Genomic DNA, 16,652 nt, shown 5'->3' with positions numbered 1-16,652 from the left:
GGGCGGTGAGCCGGCTGGAGAAAAAGAAGCAGACAGGAAGTATGAAATCTAGCCGGTAGTTTAGCAGACGAGGCACCGGCCCCCCTGTGCGCGAGCAGCGGAGTGAGCGGCGCCTCCCGACCGCGTGGGGAGCACCGTGGACAGTGCGCTCGATCCGCGGCCCGTCGTCGTGGTCGGCGCCGGTCAGGCGGGGCTCTCGGTCGCCTACTACCTCCGCCGTCTGGGCCTGCGCCCGGGCGTGGACTTCGCCGTCCTGGACCGCGGGCCGCGCGCCGGCGGTGCCTGGCAGTTCCGCTGGGAGGCGCTCCGGCTCGGCTCCGCGCACCGCGTGCACGACCTGCCCGGGATGGACCGGCTCGGCCTGTCCTTCGCGACCGCGGACCGCCGCCGGCCCGCGCGCGACGTCGTCACGGAGTACTACGAGGCCTACGAGAGCGCCTACGAGCTCGCCGTCCGGCGGCCGGTAGCGGTGCGCGGCGTCAGCAGTGCGACGATCGGCGACAGGACGGCACCGCTCGTCGTGGAGACCGACGCCGGCAGCGAGCGCACGCGGATCCTCGTCAACGCCACCGGGACCTGGGGCTCGCCGTTCCTGCCGTACTACCCGGGCCGGGACGACTTCGAGGGCGTCCAGATCGACACGACCGAGTACCTGCGCGCCGCCGACTTCGCCGGGCAGCAGGTGATCGTGGTCGGCGGCGGGACCTCCGCGATCGGCTTCCTCCTCGAGCTGGAGCGGGTCGCGCGCTCGCTGACCTGGGCGACGCGGCGACCGGTGGTCTACCGGGACGGCGAGCAGCTCGCGCTGGAGTCGGCGGTGGAGGCGGTGGCCGAGCAGGACCGCGCGGCGCGGGCGGGCCGCGCGCTGCCGAGCATCGTCGGCGGCACCGGGGTGCAGCGCACGCGCCGGGTCGTGGCGGGCATCGAGCGCGGCGTGCTGCACGAGCGCGGCATGTTCTCCTCGATCGAGCCGCACGGGGTGCGCTGGCCGGACGGCTCCTACACCCGCGCCGACGCGATCATCTGGGCCACCGGCTTCCGCCCGGAGCTGCGGCACCTCGCGCCGCTCGGCCTGCGCGAGCGCGAGGGCGGGGTCGCGGTCGAGGACGGCGCGTCGCTCACGGACCCCCGGGTCTTCTTCGCGGGCTACGGGCCGACGGCGTCGACGATCGGCGCGAACCGCTCCGGCCGGCGGATCGCCCGCGCGGTCGTGGCGCGGCTGTCCTGACGGCGGCGCGGCCCGGTGAGGCGGCGCCCTTCCCTGCTGGTCGAGTAGCCCCGGAGGGGCGTATCGGGACCCGTCGTCGTCAGGACGGTGGTCCGCAGGGTCTGTGTCCTGGCGATGGTGGATCTCGATACGCCCGCTGCGCGGCCTACTCGATCAGCAGAAAACGGCGCGGGCCGCGGCGCGGGCCGCTCATTCGGCGAGGGCGGCGCGGGCCGCTCGGTCGGCAGAGAAGGCGCGGGCCTCCGCCGCTCAGTGGGCGTCGCGCCGGTCGATGGGGACGACGGAGCCGCGGTAGCGGATCCCGTCGACGCGGATCGAGCCGGCGAGGGCGGGCGTGATCGGGGCGACGACGAGCGTCGAGCCGCCGGGCGCGAGGCCGAGGGCGGCCGAGAGCACCGCGATCGAGGCGGCGGCCGACCACGCCTGCGGGCGGCAGGCGGCGGGGTACGGCACGGGGGCCGCCACCTCGGCGGCGGCGTCGCCGGAGTGCAGCTCGGGCATCCGGTAGCCGAAGCCCTCGGCGGCGGCGAGCAGTCCGCGGGAGAGGGCGGTCGCCTCCGCGCCGAAGCCCTCGCGGGCGAGCCCGGCCACGGCGATCGCGGTGTCGTGCGCCCAGACCGAGCCGCCGTGGTACGAGAGCGGCCAGTAGCCGCCGGAGTCGGTCGACAGGGTGCGCAGCCCGTAGCCCGAGTCGAGCTCGGGGGAGCCGAGCAGCTCCGCCACGCGGGCCGCCTGCTCCGGCTGCAGGATCCCGGTGCCGAGCAGGTGCCCGATGTTGCTGGTGACGGTGTCGACCGGCCGCTTGAACGCGTCCAGCGCGATCGCGGGGTGCCCGCCGTCGGCGTCGTCGATCCAGAAGGCGCCGGTGAAGCGGTCCTTGAGCGCGGCGGCGTAGGCGCGCCACTCCGCTCCGTCGCGGCCGAAGTGCTCGAGCAGCGCCGCACCGCCGACCGCCGCCTCGTGGGCGTAGGCCTGCACCTCGCAGAGTGCGATCGGCCCCTCGGCGAGGCTGCCGTCGCGCCACTGGATCGAGTCGCCCGAGTCCTTCCAGCCCTGGTTCGCGAGGCCGTGGCCGGTGGTGTCGACGTACTCGAGGAATCCGTCGCCGTCGGAGTCGCCCTCGTCGCGGAGCCAGCGCAGCGCGGCCTCCAGCGCCGGCAGCAGCGCCTCGACCTCCTCGTCCGCGAGACCCCAGCGCCAGGCGTCGTGCAGCAGGCAGACCCAGAGCGCGGTCGCGTCGACGGTGCCGAAGTAGAGCGGCGGCAGCGAGACGCCCTCGCCCGGGATCTCGAGGGTCGTCGAGCGCAGCTCGTGCATGATCTTGCCCGGCTGCTCGGCCGTCTCGGCGACGTGCTCGGTGCCCTGCAGCCCCGCGAGGACCCGGAGGGTCGAGGCGGCCAGCTCGGTGCCGAGCGGGAGGAGCATCCGCGCCGCCCAGATCGAGTCGCGGCCGAAGAGCGTGAAGAACCAGGGCGCGCCGGCCGCGAGGAACGGCTCGTCCGGCCGCTCGAGGGTCACCATCCGCAGCGCGTCCAGGTCGTCGAGGGCGGCGCGGCACCAGGAGGCGAGTCGCGAGTCGCCGGCCTCGACGACGGCGCCGGCCCACTCCGCGGGGCCGGGGGCGGCGCCGACGACGGCCGCGGAGTCGGTCATCGCGATGCTCCAGACGACCTCGACCGCGCCGCGGGCCGGGACGACGACGTCCCAGGAGAGCGTCCCGCCGGGGGAGACCGCGGCGCCCTCGGCGCGGACCTCGGCGCGGGCGCCTGCGTGGGTCCAGACCAGGGAGGAGCCGTCGACGGCGGTCGCCACCGCGGTCTCGTCGCGCAGTCCGGCCTTCACCACGTGCACGAGCGAGAAGTCGGGGTCGAGCGCGAGCTCGACGGTGGTGGCGACGGAGTCGGGCAGCGCCGACTCGAGCCGGATCCGCTCCTCGAGCCGGCCGGGGGTGACCGTGCGGAGGCGCACGACGCGAAGGCGCGGGTCGGCGGCGTCGTCGTCGAGGTGGCGCGCGAGGGCGGTGAAGCGGGCGGAGGAGGCGCCGTCGCGGCCGACCGCGATCGACTCGAGCGGCCCGCCGCCGACGAGCAGGCGCAGGCCCGCCAGGACGCGGACGTCGCCGTGGTAGAGCCCGTGCGCGGGCAGCGCGCCGAGCTCGCCGGCGTCGTCGCTCCAGAGCTGGGTGGGCGCCCGGAGCAGGACGACTGCGTCGTTCAGCAGGGGCTGCCGGGGCGGGCGGGGGTGGTCGTCGTGGTCGGTCGTCACGCTCGACTCCTCACTGGATCGTCGGTACTGGAGCGTACGGCCGGTTGACAGCGCCGTCGCCGCAGGTAACATTACCCAGGAATTTGATCGATCAAATAACTCGGTCCGCGGGGATTTGAACGATCAAGCCCGAGCATCGCACCACCGCACACCCGTCGAGGAGGACGCATGGCACTGCCGACCGTCGAGGACGTCGCCCGCGCAGCCGGTGTCTCGCGCCAGACCGTCTCGAACGTGCTGAACAGCCCGCAGATCGTGCGCGAGAGCACCCGGGAGCGGGTGGAGAAGGCGATCGGCGACCTCAACTACCGGCCGCACGCCTCCGCCCGGCGCCTCCGCACCCGCAAGTCCGGGACGATCGGCGTCCGGATGGACCGGGTGCTCGACGGCGTCTCCGGCAGCCTGCTCGACCGCTTCCTGCACGCCGTCACCGAGCAGGCCGACGCCCGCGGCATGCGGATCCTGCTCTACACGGCGGCGAGCCCCGAGGAGGAGATCGAGCGGATCGGCAAGCTCCGCGACGGAGCCGACGTCGACGCCTTCGTGCTCACCTCGACCTTCTACGGCGACCGGCGCACAGCCTGGCTGATCGAGCAGGGCGTCCCGTTCGTCACCTTCGGGCGCCCATGGGGGCTCGACGACCAGGGCGACCCCCAGCACCTCTGGGTCGACGTCGACGGCGCCGCGGGCGTCGCGCAGGCCACCGCGCATCTCGCCGACGAGGGCTGCTCGCGGATCGCGTTCTTCGGCTGGCCGGACGGCTCGGCGACCGGCGACGACCGCCGCAGCGGCTGGGAGCGGGTGATGGCGGAGCGCTTCGCCGGCGTGCCGCTGCTCGTCGCGGAGGCCGAGGACGACGTGCAGCGCGCGCGCTCCGCCGCGATCGCCTTCCTCGAGGCGCACCCCGGCGTCGACGGGCTCGTCTGCGTCTCCGACTCCCTCGCCCTCGGCGCCTCGATGGCGGCCGTCGCGGTCGGCCGGCCGAGCCTTGCGATCGTCGGCTTCGACAACACCCCGGTCGCCGGAGCCGTCGGCCTCTCCAGCGTCGAGCAGGACCTCGGCGCCGTCGCGGCCGGCGCCCTCGAGCTCCTCCTCGGCGAGCAGGGCGACGACGTCGTCCACCGCCCCCTCGCCCCCGGGGAGGCGCACCGCCTCATCACGCCGCACCTCGTCGTGCGCACCCCGCTCCACCACTCCGAGAGCTGACGCCGCACACCGGGCGCCGGCTTCCCCCACGACTCCCCATGACTCCCTCCCGAAACCCATGAAAGGTCAGAACATGACGCACAGCACCAGAACGGCACGCTGGGGTGCCGCGGTCCTCGCCGGCGGCCTCGCCCTCTCCCTCGGCGCCTGCTCGAGCGGCGGCGGCGGCGGCGGATCGGACGACTCCGCCGGGCTCACCGTGATGATCGGCTCGTCCGGCGACGCCGAGACCACCGCCGTCACCGACGCCGTGAACTCCTGGGGCGAGGCGAACGACACCGCCGTCGACGTCGTCGCGGCCAGCGACCTCACCCAGCAGCTCGGCCAGGGCTTCTCGGGCGGCAACCCGCCCGACCTCTTCTACATGAGCTGGGACCAGTTCCAGACCTACGCGAGCAACCGCTACCTCGAGCCCTACGCGCAGGACGCGGACGACGCCGACGCCTTCTACCCGGCGCTGCGCGACGCCTTCACCTACGACGACCAGTTCTACTGCGAGCCCAAGGACTTCTCGACGCTCGGCCTCGTGATCAACACCGACCTCTGGGCGGCCGCGGGCCTCACCGACGCCGACATCCCGACCGACTGGGCGTCGCTCCAGTCCGCCGCGCAGAAGCTCACCGCGAACGGCGTGACCGGGCTCTCCTTCGGCCCCGAGTACGCCCGCATCGGCACCTTCATGAACCAGGCCGGCGGCTCGCTGCTCTCCGAGGACGGCACCACCGTCACCGCGGACACCCCCGAGAACGTCGCGGGCCTCACCGAGGTGAAGACCCTGCTGAGCGACGGCGTGCTGAAGTTCCCGGCCGACCTCGACTCCGGCTGGTCCGGCGAGGCGTTCGGCAAGGGCGCGGCCGCGATGGTGATCGAGGGCCCGTGGATCAACGGCGCGCTCGAGGCCGACTACCCGGACGTGAACTACACGATCGCCGAGCTGCCCGCGGGCCCCGGCGGCACGTCGACCTTCACCTTCAGCAACTGCTGGGGCATCCCGGCCGGCAGCACCACCGCCGACCAGGCGGAGTCGCTCGTCGCGTCGCTCACCTCGGACGAGCAGCAGCTCGCCTTCTCGGACGCGTTCGGCGTGATCCCCTCGACCGAGTCGGGCGCCGCGGAGTACGCGAGCAAGTACCCCGAGAACGCCGCCTTCGTGACCGGCAACGACTACGCCGTCAGCCCGGTCGCCTTCGCCGGCGCCGCCACCGTGATCACCGACTTCAACTCGGCCCTCGAGGGCCTGGCGTCGGGCGACCCGGAGGCGATCCTCGCGGACCTGCAGACCAACCTGCAGGACGCGCTCGACACCGCGAACGCGAAGTAGCGCGGGACGACGCCGATGAGCACCGCCACCGCCGCCCGGAGCCGCCGCTCCGGCATCCGCGGGAACGAGGCCCGCTACGGCTGGCTGTTCACCCTCCCCGCGATCCTCGTCGTCGGCGTCTTCCTGGTCGTCCCGATCGCCCTCGCGCTCTGGGTGAGCGTCAGCAACTGGAACGGCCTCGGCTCGCCGCTGGGCCCGACCGCGCAGTTCGTCGGCGCCGACAACTACCGGGCGGTGCTCCTGGACTCCGGGCTGGCGCAGAAGGACTTCGGCACGGCGATCCGCAACAACGTCTACTACGTGCTGCTGGTCGTGCCGCTGCAGACCGCGCTCGCGCTGTTCCTGGCGGTGCAGGTCAACCGCCGGGTGCTGCGCGGGCGCGGCTTCTTCCGCACCGCGTTCTACTTCCCGTCCGTGACCTCGTCGATCGCGATCACGGTGATCTTCCTGTTCCTCTTCAGCGCCTCCGGCGTCGTGAACGCGGTGCTCGGCTGGTTCGGCGCCGACGGCCCGACCTGGATGGCGGATCCGACCGGGGTGCTGCACTCGCTGCTCGGGCTCGTCGGCGTCGACGGCGCGTGGTTCGCGGGCGGCGCTCCGCTGGGGCTGACCTGGTGGGACTGGCTGTCCGGGCCGTCGGTGGCGATGTGCGTGCTGATCACCATGGCGATCTTCACCACCTCGGGCACCTTCATGCTGCTGTTCCTCGCGGCGCTGCAGAACATCGGCGCCGAGATCGACGAGGCGGCGCTGATGGACGGCGCGGGGCCGCTGCGGAAGTTCTTCTCGGTGACGCTGCCGATGCTGAAGCCGACGCTGTTCACCGTGCTCACCCTGGGGCTGATCGGCACCTGGCAGGTGTTCGACCAGATCTACCTGACCGGGGGCGGCGCGCCCGGCAAGACGCTGCTCACCCCGGCGTACCTCGCCTACGAGTCGTCGTTCACGGATCTCCGCTGGGGTCAGGGCGCGGCGATCGCCTTCATCCTGTTCTTCATCATCGTCGTCCTGACGCTGCTGCAGCGCGCGATCCTCCGCGAGAAGGGCGAGCCGAGCGCCCGCCGGACCCGCCGGGCCGCCCGCGCGGACGCCGCGACGACCCTCACGACGGGAGGAGTGCGATGAGCACCCTGGTCGACTCCGAGCCGCGCACCGAGGCGGAGCCGCCGCCCCAGGCACCGCTGCCGCACCGCCGCGTGCAGCTCGGTGCCCGCGGGCGCGCCTCGCTGATCGGCGGCTACCTGCTGCTGATCGGCCTCGCCCTGGTCTACATCTACCCGTTCCTGATCTCGGTGGCGTCGTCGTTCAAGACCGACGCCGACGCGACCTCGAACCCGCTGTCGCTGCTGCCGGCGACCTGGTCGTTCGCCTCCTACGAGCGGCTGTTCACCGACGTGCCGCTGCCGCTCTGGACGCTGAACTCGGTGATCGTGACCGTCTTCGTCACGGTCGGGCGGGTGTTCTTCGACTCGCTCGCGGGCTACGCGCTCTCGCGGCTGCGCTTCCGCGGTCGCGGGCTGCTCTTCGCGCTGTTCATCGGCGTGATGAGCGTGCCGGCGGTGGTGCTGCTGATCCCGCGGTTCCTCATCCTCAAGCAGCTCGGGCTCTACGACAGCTACGCGGGGATGATCGTGCCGCTGATCGTCGACGCGGCGGGCATCTTCATCATGAAGCAGTTCTTCGACTCGATCCCCCTGTCGATCGAGGAGGCCGCCCGGATCGACGGGGCCGGCGTGTTCCGGACGTTCCGCTCGATCGTGGTGCCGATGGCGCGGCCGGCGATCGTGACGCTGTTCATCCTGTCGTTCCAGGGCTCGTGGAACGAGTTCTCGCACTTCGTCGTCTCGCGGCAGTCTCCGGAGCTGAACACGCTGACGACCGGAGTCGCCTCGCTGGTCTCCGGGCAGCTGGGCACCGGCAACCAGTACCCGCTGCAGCTCGCGGCGGCGGTGCTGATGTCGATCCCGGTCGCGGTGCTCTTCTTCGTCTTCCAGCGGCGGATCATGAACACCACGGAGGGCGCGGAGAAGGGCTGAGCGGAAGGGTCTCGATACGCCGCGTGCCGCGGCTACTCGACCAGCATGCACTTCATGCTGATCTGATGGAGCGAGCAGCGCGCCCTCCATGCTGATCGAGTAGCGCGCGCAGCGCGCGTATCGAGATCCGGGAACACGGAAGGGGCGCCCCGCCGCAGCGGAGCGCCCCTTCGCCCGTGCTACTTCTTCAGGAACTCGAGGACGACGCGGTTCCACTCCTCGGCGTGGCTGACGTTGACGCCGTGCGGGGCGCCGGCGACGACGTGGAGCTCGGAGCCGGGGATCGCGGCGTGCGTGCGCGCACCGGAGCCCTCGAAGGGGACGGTGCCGTCGCCGTCGCCGTGGATGACGAGCGTCGGGACGGTGACCTTCGGCAGGTCCTCGCGGAAGTCGGTGCCGGCGAACGCGGCCATGCAGGCCAGCGCGGCGTGCTTGGACGACTGCTTCGCGAGCGCGAGCGCGTCCTGGCGCTGCGCCTCGGTGACCTTGAGCTCGCCGTTCACCGAGAAGAACTCGGTGGTGAACTGCTCGTAGAACGAGTCCTCGTCCTTGGTCAGGCCGGCGGTCATCTCCGCGGCGGCCGACTTCTCCAGCGGTCCGTCCGGGTTGTCGTCGGTCTTCATCAGGTACGGCGGCACGGCCGACGCGAAGACGACGCTGTGCAGGCGCTCGGTGCCGTACTTCGAGAAGTAGCGGGCTACCTCGCCGCCGCCCATCGAGAAGCCGACGAGGGTGACGTCCTGCAGGTCGAGCTCGGTGAGAAGCGTGTGCAGGTCCTCGGTGAGGGTGTCGTAGGTGTAGCCGGTGAGCGGCTTGTCGCTGCGGCCGAAGCCGCGGCGGTCGTAGGTGATGACGCGGAAGCCGGCCGCCGCGAACGCGGGGACCTGCTCGCTCCAGGACTCGCCCGACAGGGGCCAGCCGTGGATCAGGACGACGGGGCGACCCGAGCCGCCGGTGTCGTCGACGTGGAGGTCCGTGTCCTTGAAGAGGCCGTGGTGGGCGGTGATCTCTGCCATGAGTCGTGCTCCTTCCGGCGCCGTGGATCGGCGTCAACTGTCTGTTCGAAGGAGTGTGGCGCCGCGGATGGGGAGCGAGCCGTGAGGGGAGGGGCCCTTGACAGCCCCTCCCCGTACTGGCTACGAGAGCGCGTCGACGGCGGCGAGGATCGCCTCGGTCTCGGTGCGCGTCGTGTAGTCGACGTGCACGTCGGCGAAGCGGACCACGCCCTCGGCGTCGAGCACCAGGACGGTCGGGAACGGGATCGCCGGGGTGTCGTCGGCGTTCGAGTCCTTCACCGCGAAGCCGAGCGCCGTGTGCGCCTCGATCGCCGCGTCGCTGGGGGCGGTGACGATGCCGAGCTCGGTGGCGAGCGCGTTGCCCGGATCGGTGACGACGGTGAAGCCGAGCTCGCCGCCCAGCGTGGCGGAGGCGTCGGGCGTCTCCGGGCTGACCGCGACGAAGGCGATGCCGCGGCTCGCCAGCTCGGGGGCGAGGGTCGCGTCGTAGTGGCGCAGCGTGATGTTGCAGTACGGGCACCAGGCGCCGCGGTAGAAGACGAGCACGGCCGGGCCGTCGCCGAGGAGGGAGGAGAGCGCGACGCTCTCGCCGCCCCCGGTGACCACGGTCGCGCTCGGCAGCCGCTCCCCGGCCGCGACGGCTCCGGCGGGGACGCCGTTCTCGACGAGGTCGGCCTGCTCGCTCGCGAAGACCGTGGCGAGCTCGTCGCCGATCGTCTCGTTGAAGCCGGTGGTGAAGTCGGCGGTCTGCGCGCCGATCGTCGCGGTGGTCTGCTCGGTGGGCATCGTCGTCTCCGTCCGGGCGGCCGTGGATCGGACGCTCCGGCGCGATCGTAGGGAAGCGGACTCGGAGCGGACCTGGGCGACGTCACGGTTCGTCATGAAGAGCCTCTCGGCGCAGACGAAGACGCCGCCCCGGATCGCGAGATCGCGACCGGGACGGCGTCCGTGCTCCCGCGCGGGAGCGGGGAGGCGCTGCTGCGGACTACTGGAATCCGCCGCCGCGGTCCTCCGGGTCCTCGACGGGGTCGGAGTCGGGGGCGTCGAGCGCGTAGGTCACGTGGACCGACTCGCCGACCTCCTTGGCCGAGACGGACGTGTAGACGAGGTGCGTCTCCTGGCCGTCGACGGCGGCGTAGACGTCGACCGACTTCTCGTAGCCGCCCTCGGTGCTGACACGGGTCTCGGTCTGGCCGTCGAACGGCCCGCCCTGGAAGAAGGCGAGGTAGCTCTCGCCCTCGGAGAGTTCGCGGATGTCGTTGCTCATGGGACAGGTCTACCACTCGGGATCGAGCGTCCGCCGGGCGGCCCGTGTCCGCGGCTCCCGCCGGGCGGCGAGAACGTAGGATGACGGGGATGACGATCGGACGCCGCCTCTTCCTGTCGGGAGCCGCCTCGGGCGCCGGTCTCCTGGTCCTCGCGGGCTGCACTCCGCCGCGGCCGACCCCCACGCGCTCCGTCACCGAGGCCCCGGTGCCCACGCCCAGCACCACCGCCGTGCCGACGCCGGCCGCGTTCGTCCGCTCCGGCTGGGCCGAGGACCCGTACGCACTCGGCGCCGTCTCCTACCTCGCGGTCGGAGCCACCCCCGAGCACCGCGACGACCTGGCCGGGAACGTGCTCGACCGCCTGTTCTTCGCCGGCGAGGCCACCGACTCCCAGGAGCCGGGCACCCTGCAGGGCGCCTGGAACTCCGGGGTCCGCGCGGCCGGCGAGATCGCCGCGATCGCCGAGGAGGGCGAGCGGATCGCGATCATCGGCGCCGGGCTCGCGGGCGCCGTCGCCGCCCGCCGCCTGCTCGACGCCGGCTACGACGTCGCGCTCGTCGAGGCGCGCGACCGCGTCGGCGGCCGCATCGCCACCAGCACCCCCGACGGCTGGCCGATCGCCGTCGACAGCGGCGCCTGGGCGCTCGCCGGCGCCGGCCCCGCGCTCCGAGAGAGCGTCCTCGACGCCGGGATCACCACCTCCGCCGTCGACCTCGCGACCGTCCTCTCCAGCACCGAGGACGGCGACCGCCCCGACGTCGGCGACACCGCCGCGAAGGCGCTCACCCGCGCGCTCGAGTGGGCGGCGGAGCAGCCCACCGACCTGCCGCTCGCCGATGCCTTCGCCGGCTCCGGCGCTCCCGACCCGGCGGCCGTCGAGCCCGGCAGCGGGGACGGCGACGCCGCCCGCGTCGCCGCGTTCCTCGCGGGCGGCCCGGTGCTGCGCACGGGCGCCGCTCCCGCCGAGCTCTCCGCCTGGTACGGGCTGGGCGACGCCTCGGCCGCCAGCACCGCGGAGGACGTCGCCGACTCCTCCGACGAGGCCGCCGCGGTCCTCACCGACGGCCTGGCGCCCCTCGTCGAGACGCTGCTCACCGACGTCGAGATCTCGCTGCGCGCGGCCGTCAGCGGCATCGGCTACAGCGACACCGGCGCGAGCATCCGGCTCGCGACGGGGGAGTCGTTCACCGCCGACCGCGTCCTCGTCACGGTGCCGATCGGGGTGCTGCAGAGCGACGCGATCGCGTTCGATCCGCCGCTGCCGTTCGCGCACCGCACCGCGATCGCGGCGATCGGCTCCGGGGTCGTCGAGACGCTCTGGCTCCGCTTCGACGAGCCGTTCTGGGACACCGATCCGGCCCTGCCCGCGCGCTGGTCGCTGGTGGGCTCGGCGGCCGGGATCACGGAGTGGCTGAACCTCGAGCCGTCCACCGGTGAGGCGGTGCTCGTCGGGCTCGTCGGCGCCGATCAGGCCCTGTCGCTGCAGTCGCTCAGCGACGACGAGCTGCTCGTGGTCGCGCAGTCGGCGCTCACGCCGTTCGCCGTCGCTGCCGGCTGAGCCGCTCCCGCAGCCGGGCGAGCGGGCCCCGCCACTCCGTCGCGCGCGCCGCACCGAGCGGCCGGACCCGGCTGAGCGCCAGCATGAAGGCGGCGATGCCGGAGATCAGGCCGAGCACGATCACGTCGTAGACCACGAACATCACCGGGCCGTCGACCTGGGCGGGGTCGAGGAAGAAGTAGGGGTACCAGCCGATCAGCGCGCCGCGCACCAGCGTGATCACGCCCCAGACGATCGGGAAGCCGAGCACGGTGAGGGTGCCGCGCCAGGCGACGGGGCGGCGGCCGGGGGCGAGGAGCCAGTCGAGCAGCGCGAGCGTCGGGATGACGAAGTGCAGCAGCGCGCTCGACCACGGGACGTCGACGCGGACGCCGCGGTTGTTCGCCTCCACCGCGATCAGCCCGAAGACGATGCCGGAGACGACCATGTAGGTCAGGACCAGCGCACGCAGGGTGCTGAGCCAGCGCGGCTCGCGCTCGCGGGCGAGGGCGACGATGCCGGAGAGTCCGAGGACGACGACGCCGGCCATGTTCGACTGCGTGGTGAAGTACGCGAAGAAGTTGTCGATCTGGAACAGCCGGAAGCCGAGGGTGTAGAGGAAGTCGCCGACGAGCCCGACGGCCCCCAGCCCCGCGAGCGCGAGACGGAGGATCGCGAACGCCTTCCGCACACCCGCTCCGATCCGTCGCCTCGACCAGCCCGGAGGGCCGGACGTCCGGACGATTCTACGGTCGCGGCGCTCCGAGCTCCCCGGGCGGGGGCCGTGCGGGGGGCGTCCGGGACCGCCGGAGCGAGGTGCGCACGGGATACCGTGCACTATGCCGTTCACGCCGAGCCACGCCGTCGTCGCTCTGGCGTTCACGAACAGCCGCATTCCCGCCGCGGCGGTCGCGATCGGCGCGATGGCCCCGGACATCGGTCTCTACCTGCCGCTGCGCTGGGCACGGGACGCGACGCACTCGATGCTCGGGGTCGTGACGGTCGACCTCGCGGTCGGCGCCGTCGGCCTCGTGCTCTGGCTGGTGCTGCTCCGGCCCGCCTGGCGCGACCTCGCGCCGTGGATCGTCCGGGTGCGCCTGCGACCGCCGCCGGCACCGCCGAGCACCGCGCGGGCGAGGACGGCGGCGATCGTCCTGGCGATCGTCGGGATCGTGATCGGCGCGGCGTCGCACGTGCTCTGGGACGCCTTCACCCACGACGGCGGTCCGTTCGTCGCGGCCCTGCCGTTCCTCCGCGAGGAGCTCGGCCCGTTCGCGGGCTACAAGTGGGCGCAGTACGCCAGCGGGGTGCTCGGCCTCGTGGGCCTCGGGATCGGCGCCCTCGTCTGGTACGTCGCCCGCCGGCCGCATCACGTCGCCGTCGACCACCGAGGCCCCGCGCGGGTCGCGGCGTGGACGGCCGTCCTCGCCGCCGCGGTCGTCCCGGCCGGCGTGGTGCTCTCGGGCTCGGGGCTGGATCCGTTCGAGGAGGCGTACCGCTCCTACGTCGTCGACGCGGCCGTCCTCGTGGTCGTCTGGACGACCGCCGCCCTGCTCGCGGTGGCCGTCCTCTGGCACCTCGCGCTCGGCGTCGCACCACGCCAGGGGGCTGACGCGGATCCGTCGTGAGGAGGATGCGCGGGTGCATAGCCCGCCGATAGCGTCGATGACGGCCCGTTGGGGCGGGCCGCCTTCGGGGGAAGGCACAAGGGGAAATCGAGGGCCCGCGGCGAGTCGCCGCGGGCCCTCTACCTGTCTCCGGCGAGAGGGACACCGCTTCGCGTCCTCGCTGATCGAGCAGCCGACGTCGTCCGGACGCTTGTCTGCGGGCTCGGCGTGCTGGCGGGGGCGGGTCTCGATACGCCCCTGCGGGGCTACTCGACCAGCATGGCTGCGGGGGCGCTCCGCAGCTGCACGGTCTGCCGGAGTCGGCGAACGGACTCGAATCGGGCCCCCGGACGCGAGCGGGGCCCGAATCGGGTCCATTCGAGAGCGCTGAGTCGCGCGAACGGACGCGCGTGGGGCTCTGCGGCCCTGCTGAACCCCGTTCCGCGTCCACTCGCCGCCTCGCGCATCCATGCTGGTCGAGTAGCCCCGCCAGGGGCGTATCGAGACCCGCCGTTGCCAGCGGGGTGGTTCTGCAGACTCAGGTTCTGGCGCTGGTGGATCTCGATACGCCCGCTGCGCGGGCTGCTCGATCAGCATGAGGCAGGAGCAGCGGTCGACGGACCGGCCGCGATCCGCGGCTCGCGTCCACCTCGGCGTCGCCGGAGGGCGCCGGGCTAGCGGCGCTTGCCGCCGCCCTTGCCGGCGGGCTTCTTAGGGCGGGTGGCCGCGGCGGTGCGCGAGCCGCTGCGCGGGGCGCCCTCGCCGGCGGCGCCCTTGGGCAGGACGGAGGCGGGCGGGATGGGCCGGCGGGTGACGGGGCGCACGGGCTCGCCGCGGCGGGACTGGCCGGGGATCGGGCGCGAGCGGCGGCCGTAGATCAGCTCGGAGGAGTCGAGCAGCCACGGCACGAGCGCGACGGTGACGCCGTGCACGAGCAGCAGCTTCTGGCGGATGCGGCGCGACTTGTGGTTGTGGAGGAAGCCCTCCCACCAGTGCCCGACGATGTACTGCGGCATGTAGACGGTGATGATCTCGGAGCCGTGCTCGAGGCGGTGCGCCTTGATGTACTTGATCAGCGGGTACGAGATGTCGCGGTACGGCGAGGCGATGCAGCGCAGCGGGACCTCGATGTCCATCCGCGCCCAGTCGGCCTTGAGCTGGGCGGTCTGCGCGTCGTCGATCGACGAGTGCACCGCCTCCAGCGACTCGTGCCGCGCGGCGATGGCGTAGTCGAGGGCCTTCAGGGTCGGCTTGTTCATCCGGCCGACGAGGACGACGGCGTGATCGCCGTTCGCGCCGAAGGTCGTGGTCGGGTCGACCTCGATCTCCTTCTCCACATCGCGGTAGTAGCGGTAGACGCCGGCCATCAGCACGCCGAGGATCGGCATCACCAGGTAGACCAGCCAGGCGCCGTGGGTGAACTTCGTGATCGTGACGACCACGAGGACGGCGAAGGTGAGCGTGGCGCCGAAGAGGTTGATCGCGAGGCTCGTCTTGACGGTGCGCGAGCCCTCGCCGTTCTTGATCATCCGGATCCAGTGCTTCACCATGCCGGACTGCCCGAGGGTGAAGGAGACGAAGACGCCGATGATGTAGAGCTGCACGAGGCTCGTCAGCGAGGCCTGGTAGACGAGCAGGATGATCGCCGCGACGAGCGCCAGGATGATGACGCCGTTGGAGTAGATGAGGCGGTCGCCGCGGGTGTTCAGCGACTTGGGCGCGTAGCCGTCGCGGGCGAGGACCGAGCCGAGCAGCGGGAAGCCGTTGAACGCCGTGTTGGCCGCGAGCAGCAGGACGGCGGCGGTGGCGGCCTGGATCACGAAGAAGAGGATCGTGTTGTTGCCGAAGGTGGCGGCCGCGACCTGCGCGATCACGGAGCGCTGCGGCGTCGTCGCGCAGTCGGTGAAGCCGACGAGGTGGCAGGCGTTCTCGGCGTAGTGCACGTTCGAGAGGAGGGCGAGAGCGGTCAGCCCGACGAAGAGGACGATCGCGATCGTGCCCATCGCGACGAGGGTGCGCTGCGCGTTCTTGACCTTGGGGACGCGGAAGGCGGGCACGCCGTTCGAGATCGCCTCGACACCGGTGAGCGCCGCGCAGCCGCTGGCGAAGGAGCGCAGCAGCAGCAGGACGATCGCGGCCTGGGTGAGCTGCTCGCCCTGCACCGTGTAGCCGGCCGACTCCGCGATCGGGGCGTCGCCGAAGGCCGCGCGGCCGAGGCCGACGACGACCATCACGAAGACGCTCGCGACGAAGAGGTAGGTCGGGACCGCGAAGGCCTTGCTCGACTCCGAGACGCCGCGGAGGTTCACGGCGGCCAGGAGGATCACGAAGAGGATCGCGAGCTCGACCCGGAGCGGGGCCAGCGCGGGGATCGCGGAGATGATGTTGTCGACGCCGGAGGCGACCGAGACCGCGACGGTGAGCACGTAGTCGACCAGGAGGGCCGCGGCGACCGTCAACCCGGCCGTCTCGCCGAGGTTGGTGCGGGCGACCTCGTAGTCGCCGCCGCCCGAGGGGTAGGCCTTGATCAGCTGCCGGTAGCTGAGGACGACGACGACCAGCAGGACGACGACGCAGCCGGCGACCCAGGGCGCGAAGGTGAGGAAGGAGAGGCCGCCGAGCAGCAGGATCATCAGCAGCTCCTGCGGCGCGTAGGCCACGGAGGAGAGCGGGTCGCTCGCGAAGATCGGGAGGGCGAGCCGCTTCTGCAGGAGCTGGCCCTCGAGCTTGTCGCTGGAGAGCGGTTCGCCGATGAAGAAGTGCTTCGCGGTGCGGAGCTCGTTCGCGTCGGCGTCGTCCGCACCGGTGGGGGACGCCTTCGCGCCCGAAGGGGGGCCCTCGTGTGTCACGAGCGACGACACTACTCCGTGGCCGGGGGCAGTCAAGCCGCCCGCGTTCCAGCCGGACGAGCGCTGAACCCGCGCTGTGACCGGGCATTTCCGCAGCTGTCGGGCAAGCGGTTCCAATGAGGTCCCCATCTGTGGGACAGGGGGTCAAATCACCCTCGAACTGGGGCCACCCTCGACGCTGTGAAATCGCCCGAAGTCTGTTGAAGTCGAAGACAGGTCACTCCGATGGGGGGAGCCGACGGGTTCCGCCCGTCGACGCTCGGAGGGGCCTGCACCGTTCCGCCGCCTCCCGGCCTCTGACCCGAGCCCCGCTGCAGCG

Annotated in this window: 13 protein-coding genes; 7 read left to right on the top strand and 6 right to left on the bottom strand. The window is 72.7% G+C overall.

The features are described from left to right. Window positions 1-136: 136 nt before the first annotated feature. On the top strand, window positions 137-1,228 hold the full coding sequence (locus MT355_RS18880) for an NAD(P)-binding domain-containing protein (protein WP_243600701.1): 1,092 nt from the start codon (window positions 137-139) through the stop codon (window positions 1,226-1,228). Window positions 1,229-1,477: 249 nt separating this feature from the next. Here MT355_RS18880 and MT355_RS18875 read toward each other — a convergent pair whose 3' ends face one another. After that, window positions 1,478-3,493, bottom strand: coding sequence for a glycogen debranching N-terminal domain-containing protein (locus tag MT355_RS18875; RefSeq protein ID WP_243600700.1), 2,016 nt, complete (start codon window positions 3,491-3,493; stop codon window positions 1,478-1,480). Window positions 3,494-3,661: 168 nt separating this feature from the next. Here MT355_RS18875 and MT355_RS18870 point away from each other — a divergent pair, with 168 nt between their 5' ends. From MT355_RS18870 to MT355_RS18855, 4 genes are all read left to right on the top strand, one after another. Next, a complete protein-coding gene (locus MT355_RS18870; protein WP_243600699.1) occupies window positions 3,662-4,699 on the top strand; it encodes a LacI family DNA-binding transcriptional regulator in 1,038 nt (345 codons plus the stop codon). A gap of 73 nt (window positions 4,700-4,772) precedes the next feature. After that, window positions 4,773-6,020 (top strand): extracellular solute-binding protein, encoded by a 1,248-nt coding sequence (locus MT355_RS18865; RefSeq protein WP_243600698.1) that lies wholly within the window; start codon window positions 4,773-4,775, stop codon window positions 6,018-6,020. A gap of 15 nt (window positions 6,021-6,035) precedes the next feature. Further along, window positions 6,036-7,145 carry a carbohydrate ABC transporter permease gene (locus MT355_RS18860; protein WP_123732499.1) on the top strand — a complete coding sequence of 370 codons (1,110 nt, stop codon included), beginning with the start codon at window positions 6,036-6,038 and terminating at the stop codon, window positions 7,143-7,145. Further along, window positions 7,142-8,056, top strand: coding sequence for a carbohydrate ABC transporter permease (locus MT355_RS18855; protein ID WP_123706320.1), 915 nt, complete (start codon window positions 7,142-7,144; stop codon window positions 8,054-8,056). The genes MT355_RS18860 and MT355_RS18855 overlap by 4 nt, the downstream gene beginning before the upstream one ends. A 179-nt stretch (window positions 8,057-8,235) precedes the next feature. Here MT355_RS18855 and MT355_RS18850 read toward each other — a convergent pair whose 3' ends face one another. The 3 genes from MT355_RS18850 to MT355_RS18840 all read right to left on the bottom strand — a co-directional run bounded on the left by MT355_RS18850 (window position 8,236) and on the right by MT355_RS18840 (window position 10,339). Further along, the gene (locus MT355_RS18850) at window positions 8,236-9,072 is read right to left on the bottom strand and encodes an alpha/beta fold hydrolase (RefSeq protein WP_123448076.1); all 837 of its coding nucleotides are present in this window, start codon (window positions 9,070-9,072) and stop codon (window positions 8,236-8,238) included. A 120-nt stretch (window positions 9,073-9,192) separates the two neighbouring features. Further along, a complete protein-coding gene (locus tag MT355_RS18845) occupies window positions 9,193-9,858 on the bottom strand; it encodes a peroxiredoxin-like family protein (protein WP_243600697.1) in 666 nt (221 codons plus the stop codon). A 199-nt stretch (window positions 9,859-10,057) separates the two neighbouring features. Next, window positions 10,058-10,339, bottom strand: a complete 282-nt coding sequence (locus MT355_RS18840; protein ID WP_123448078.1) for an oligoribonuclease — start codon at window positions 10,337-10,339, stop codon at window positions 10,058-10,060. 89 nt (window positions 10,340-10,428) lie between these two features. Here MT355_RS18840 and MT355_RS18835 point away from each other — a divergent pair, with 89 nt between their 5' ends. Beyond that, window positions 10,429-11,898, top strand: a complete 1,470-nt coding sequence (locus MT355_RS18835) for an NAD(P)/FAD-dependent oxidoreductase (RefSeq protein ID WP_243600696.1) — start codon at window positions 10,429-10,431, stop codon at window positions 11,896-11,898. Here MT355_RS18835 and MT355_RS18830 read toward each other — a convergent pair. After that, entirely contained in the window at window positions 11,870-12,568 is a 699-nt protein-coding gene (locus tag MT355_RS18830; RefSeq protein WP_123706324.1) for a Pr6Pr family membrane protein, read from the bottom strand. The two genes, MT355_RS18835 and MT355_RS18830, sit on opposite strands and share 29 nt — an antisense overlap. A 148-nt stretch (window positions 12,569-12,716) precedes the next feature. Between MT355_RS18830 and MT355_RS18825 the strand changes: the two genes are divergently transcribed. Continuing rightward, window positions 12,717-13,505: a DUF4184 family protein gene (locus MT355_RS18825; RefSeq protein WP_243600695.1), complete on the top strand. Its 789-nt coding sequence runs from the start codon at window positions 12,717-12,719 to the stop codon at window positions 13,503-13,505. Window positions 13,506-14,158: 653 nt separating this feature from the next. Here MT355_RS18825 and MT355_RS18820 read toward each other — a convergent pair. Then, entirely contained in the window at window positions 14,159-16,237 is a 2,079-nt protein-coding gene (locus MT355_RS18820; protein WP_243582199.1) for an APC family permease, read from the bottom strand. Window positions 16,238-16,652: the final 415 nt, after the last annotated feature.

This window comes from Rathayibacter sp. VKM Ac-2929, from assembly GCF_022815495.1.
GTDB lineage: Bacteria > Actinomycetota > Actinomycetes > Actinomycetales > Microbacteriaceae > Rathayibacter > Rathayibacter festucae.
Note: the sequence above shows the minus strand (reverse complement) of the source record. Positions and strands in the feature narration are given on the sequence as shown.